The organism is Ectothiorhodospira variabilis (assembly GCF_022227625.1).
Taxonomy (GTDB): domain Bacteria; phylum Pseudomonadota; class Gammaproteobacteria; order Ectothiorhodospirales; family Ectothiorhodospiraceae; genus Ectothiorhodospira; species Ectothiorhodospira haloalkaliphila.
In genome coordinates this window covers 1-562 of sequence record NZ_JAJNAO010000057.1, presented here as the reverse complement: position 1 = coordinate 562, position 562 = coordinate 1, and the positions used below count along the sequence as shown (strand labels likewise).

Here is a 562-nt window from a genome sequence, read left to right as displayed (position 1 = left end):
CGGGATCGCGATTGAAGATCACCAGGTGGGCCTCGTCGGCGCCCACCTGGGTGGCATAGGCGGCCGTCTGGATCAGCCCCTGGCTGATGACCCCCTCCAGGGCACCGCGCTGCAGCTTGAGCTCGATGACAATGCGCTGCATCGGGCCATGAAACCCCCTGGCCGGCTCGGTCGGCCATTCAATGAACAGATCCGTGCGCTTGCGGCCCAGGCCATATTCCCGGCTGATGCGGCCACCGCCATTGACGATACGCTGCAAAAAGGCCTGCATCAGCAACTGCGGGCCCGCCTCCTTGTAATCGAAACGCTCCAGCCAGCTATCGGCATTTTCGCGGAAGAACTGCTGGAAGGCACGCATCAGCCTGGGCACGTCCAGGCAATGGACGGGGGTGAGATACCAGACAGTTTCCTGGTTGGGAATGCGTACCTGCGTGGTCCAAGTCAACTCTCGGGGGATGACTTCTCGGTAGATACGATTGCTGATACGCACCCGGGGACGGACCTCGATCAGACCCAGGTCGTGAACGTATTCCAGATCGTCCAGGGGGAGTTGCTCCAGCCC

General features: G+C 61.7%; 1 pseudogene. It reads right to left on the bottom strand.

Features of this window, described 5'->3' with window-relative positions:
• A pseudogene (locus tag LPW30_RS15900) lies at positions 1–562 on the bottom strand (hypothetical protein); the annotation flags it as partial.